The sequence below is a fragment of the Planctomycetia bacterium genome (assembly GCA_034440135.1).
GTDB lineage: Bacteria > Planctomycetota > Planctomycetia > Pirellulales > JALHLM01 > JALHLM01.
Map to the genome: position 1 here is coordinate 1 of JAWXBP010000099.1, position 4,280 is coordinate 4,280.

Annotated in this window: 2 protein-coding genes; both read right to left on the minus strand. The window is 55.4% G+C overall.

Features of this window, described 5'->3' with window-relative positions; genetic code table 11:
• Positions 1-385 precede the first annotated feature (385 nt).
• The gene (locus SGJ19_05745; GenBank protein MDZ4779735.1) at positions 386-682 is read right to left on the minus strand and encodes a hypothetical protein; all 297 of its coding nucleotides are present in this window, start codon (positions 680-682) and stop codon (positions 386-388) included.
• A gap of 981 nt (positions 683-1,663) precedes the next feature.
• A partial coding sequence (locus SGJ19_05750; protein MDZ4779736.1) for a hypothetical protein occupies positions 1,664-4,280 on the minus strand: 2,617 nt, incomplete at its 5' end.

Genomic DNA, 4,280 nt, shown 5'->3' on the forward strand with positions numbered 1-4,280 from the left:
GACCGTTGTGTCCCGGCTGATCAGCGTGATGTTGCTGCCGCAGGAGGGGCAAGTCAGCTCGTCCAACAGCTTCTCGTCCACCACTTCGATCGGATGATGGCAATGGGGGCAGCGAATCTGCATGGCCGGCAACTCCGCGAACGGGTCAGATGTGCCAGACATTGATTATGCTCCTCTAGGACTCAATCGCAAGCATTGCCGCGACTAAATAAGGGTTGAAAGGGCGGAACGGCCGCCATTCATCTCGTGGCTGGTCAGCTCCTCCTACAGTTCCCACGACGCCGTGAATCCACACTGCCGTAGTTGCAATTCGTGGCGCGATGCCGGGAGTTCGATTTCCGCGTCAGCCAGCAGCCCGAGCCGTGCGCCCTGCTCAGAACTCGCCTTATTTGCCTATGCGGATTTTTGTGGTGCCTCCCAGGCCAGCGGCCGTCGTGGTGGCTTCAATAGCGCCAATGAGTGCAAAGAAAGTCCCGGTGAAAGCCATGAACGAATTCAACCACTCTGGCGGGCAGTACATTCGGAAGAATTGCCACGTGACGACAGCGCCAACTCCGAAACCGAACGCCCCGCCGATGACCAGCGCGAAAACAACTCCCGCCCACTTGGGCTGAATGCGACGACAAGCCGCACCACCGCCTTTGGTCACCAAGACGACGCCGGCCACGATCACGGCGGCCACCAGATTGTTCAGCCAATTTGACATTTGCATCATCCAGTCGAAGCTCAATCCCTCGTCCGAATAGTGCTGGCAAATAGTTTTCCCCCTTGCCAGAACAGTTCCACACCCGCACATTCAATTCCTCAGGCTGCCATCGTCGCAAGACTCGAGTAAGTCCTTGAGCTGCGATACGGAATGCGGGGTCGACGGCTTGTTTTCCCACATCTCAAGGAATACGACAGTCGGTGGTACTTCTTGCGCGTCTCTTGCCAAACTTGATTGAGCTACGCCGAAGGTTATTTGGTAGTGAGATAACCATTGCCACAGCAATTTCGGCCCCGTAAGCACGCAACCTACGGGTCGGCTTGGCCAGTACTTCCAAACCGCATCCAAGAATCCATGCGGCCGGATAAGCACGAAATCGTCGGCGTTCGAATGCTCGTGACGAGGCACAACGCGTGGCCGGCAGAATTGTACCTCGCCCCACGACCGCATCCGAGCCCGTGTCAGACTTCTCGCCCCTGCACAACTCGCTGCCACATCCTGAAGACTACGGCGAAATGCCCTGCCTCCAGGACGCCGAACGCGGTCGACGTCGCGCCAGTGAATCACTCCGCAACATATTACGCCCAAGCTCAATCCGCGACTCCGACCGATCACACGACCCAGGAGACTTTCGCTCAACTAGCGCCGCCAAACCCGAGCGCCCGCGCCGCGACTTTCGACCGGCTCCAACACTTGTCGCATCGTAGCTTGGACGTGCACAGCAGTAGGGGTCTCGGCTTGTTCTGCACGGCAGTGATTGCAATGCGGCCAAATTGATCGGGAAATGCGAGTGCCAAAGTGACATGCGTCCCGAACATTTCATATTCTCGGCCCTCGAACGGGGGACGATCCTGTTTCGCGCGTGTATTAGCTGCAAGTTTCTTCTAGTTTGTGTTACAAGTAAGTTCGCAGGAGTCGTCCGTCATGTAAAAGCGTCACAATTTTAGTCCGTGGCGTTTAGCGTTCGATATACACTCGAGCTCGTGGACTTCCGTCCCACATCTGCAGGGTAAAACAATCATCGCGTTGGCCTGTAATAAACAGCCGTTGCCCATCGCGGCTGAAGTGCACTCCCAGTGGCAACCTTTTTATCGAACCGTCACGGATGTGCAGGAGCTCTCTTCCCGATTCGGTCTCGCACAGAAGGACTCCGCGGGCCACTGAATACGGAAGGCCTTGAACCGCACCCTCTTGAAAGGCGAGGCTTTCAACCGAGATCGCTAGTCGTTGAGCGTCCGGGCTGAAACACAAGCGGTTGGGTGCTAAATCATCAAACGTATGTAAGAATCGTTCAGTCCATTGCTCAGTTTCCCAGACCATCACGCTGTTTTGACTCTTGGCGTCCGCTCCACGCCCAGCTAACAGCTTTCCGTCGGCACTCCAGACGATCGGCGAAGAAATGGGGCAATCCAAGGTCTGTGCTAGAGTCGTATCGGCAAAGTCCCAGACGAAAAGACCGTGCAAAGTTGCGATCGCCAATCTATCGGCAGACGGGCTCCATGCCATTTCAGCGACATCAGCTTTATAATCTAAATCGTAGGACGCCACGAGTTGATTGGTATTGATATTCCAGACCTGCACCTGCCAGGCATCCGTCATCATCACGATGTCTCGATTGTTTGGACGCCAACCCAAACACAGAATAGGGCGCGTGGGCAAAGTCACGACTTTTTTCCAAGTATTCGTGTCCCAAATCTGTGTGCCGTTTTCCGAAGTAGCAACTGCGAGTCGGTTGCCGTCATTGCTCCAGCCGACGCGCGTTGACGACTGAGCCAAGTCCAATTTTGTCGCGCCGGTCCGTGCGTCCGCGATTATCGCTTCCATATCGCCGATAAATGCGACGTGCCGATCATCGGGACTTGCGAGCGATTCATTGAAACGCACGTTCTCGCGAATGGGTCCATTAATTTCCGCTGGCAGAATTGCTGATAAGTCCACAACTTGCAGTTGAGGACCCGAGGGCAAGCGACCAGCGGCGTGCAGCTTCTTCAAAGACTCGCCGAGGTCAAGTTCAGCATCGAAGCTGTTGGCGCACGCAAGCCGGGTGCCAGAATGACTTAAGGATAATAGGCGGTCATGGATCGTGAACGCGGGCCGTCGGCTCACTGGGATTAGTCGCGTCCCCACTGTTCCGACATGAGCGTACATCTCTGATTCGGGCGCAGGCTGCTCGGCCACCACATTGGTGATGTTAACCCCTCCCCCACTGTCCAGAAAGGCTAAGAGTCCACCGGAACGGGAGACCGCACCCACGTGAAACGTGCCCGTAGAGAGGTCCGCGTACTGCATTAATCCTGCGCGATGCAAAGAGTCCACCGTTATAGCGGACCGGTTGTCGGCGAGAAAACCTAAAGGTCTTCCTGTATTGGCGAGTCGGAAAACGGGCACGTTAGTGTCCAATCTCCAGATGAGTGTCTCAAAGCGTACTCGCTTACCAATCCATGAATGATCGCCCGTGCCGGATGCAATGTGGCTCCCATCGGCGCTCACGGCAATCGAAATCGGCTGAGATGTGTGACCCTTAAAGACCTTTTCATCATGCCCAGTCGTGGCATCCCACACGCGCACGGTCTTGTCTGGCGACGGCGATACGAGTTGCCGCCTGCCGGGCATAAATGCGAGACTATGTTCACGACCGCAATGAGCTCTTTTCGAGAGCAGTTTGCCGGTAGATAACTCGTAAACATGGACTTCACCGCCCTGGAAAATGTCTGACGAGTCCGATTCAATTGCTTGAAGTGGTACAGCGTTATTTGAGGTACTTGAGTCTGGCACATTCAAATCGGAACCTCTCGAAACATCCGGTGGGGTCGGAAGACCATCTGGATTGGCTGCTGCAAGTGAGGCCGCTAACAAACTCTCATCATCACTAATTGCCACGCCCCAAACAGGAAGCTTTCCGGTTACAAGACTTTTATCCTGGCCTGTCCGCGTATCCCAAATCATTACCTTGCCGCTCGCATGTGCTGTGGCCACCAAATGACCGGACGCGCTAATTGTGATAGCGGTTGTGTCAAATGCAGCGTTGCGGACACGAAGGATTTCCCAGTTGGCAGTTCGGTCAAGGAAGTACCATTCCCATCCACGCAGGCTTACGGAGCATTTCTGCAGAATATCGAATGCTCGAGTTGTGCTTCCCGTTTCGATCTCGTGATGTGCGTACAAGACGCTGGCAGAATACGCATCAAGATCCGATTCGCGTCGCGCCGCGTCAGCCCGACTTCGTTCGACTGCATTGAAGCATGCGAACAAAACTGCGACGGCGAATGAGACGAGTACGGCCGCTGCCGACGAGGCTAAGAGCGGCTGGCGTTTACACCAACGCCAACCGCGGTCCAATTTGCCCACTGGCCGTGCCTGAATCGCCTCACCTCCGAGGAAACGCCGCAATTCGTCAGACAATTCCGACATCGTGCCATAGCGCTTGTTCGGTTCCTTTTCCAAACACTTGAGACAGATGGTTTCCAAGTCTCGCGGCACGCGGCTGTTGAGTTTTCTCGGGCTGGGAGGCTCATCATTGAGAATCTGCACGATCAACATCCGCTTCTCGCCGCGGAACGGCAGCTCGCCAGTC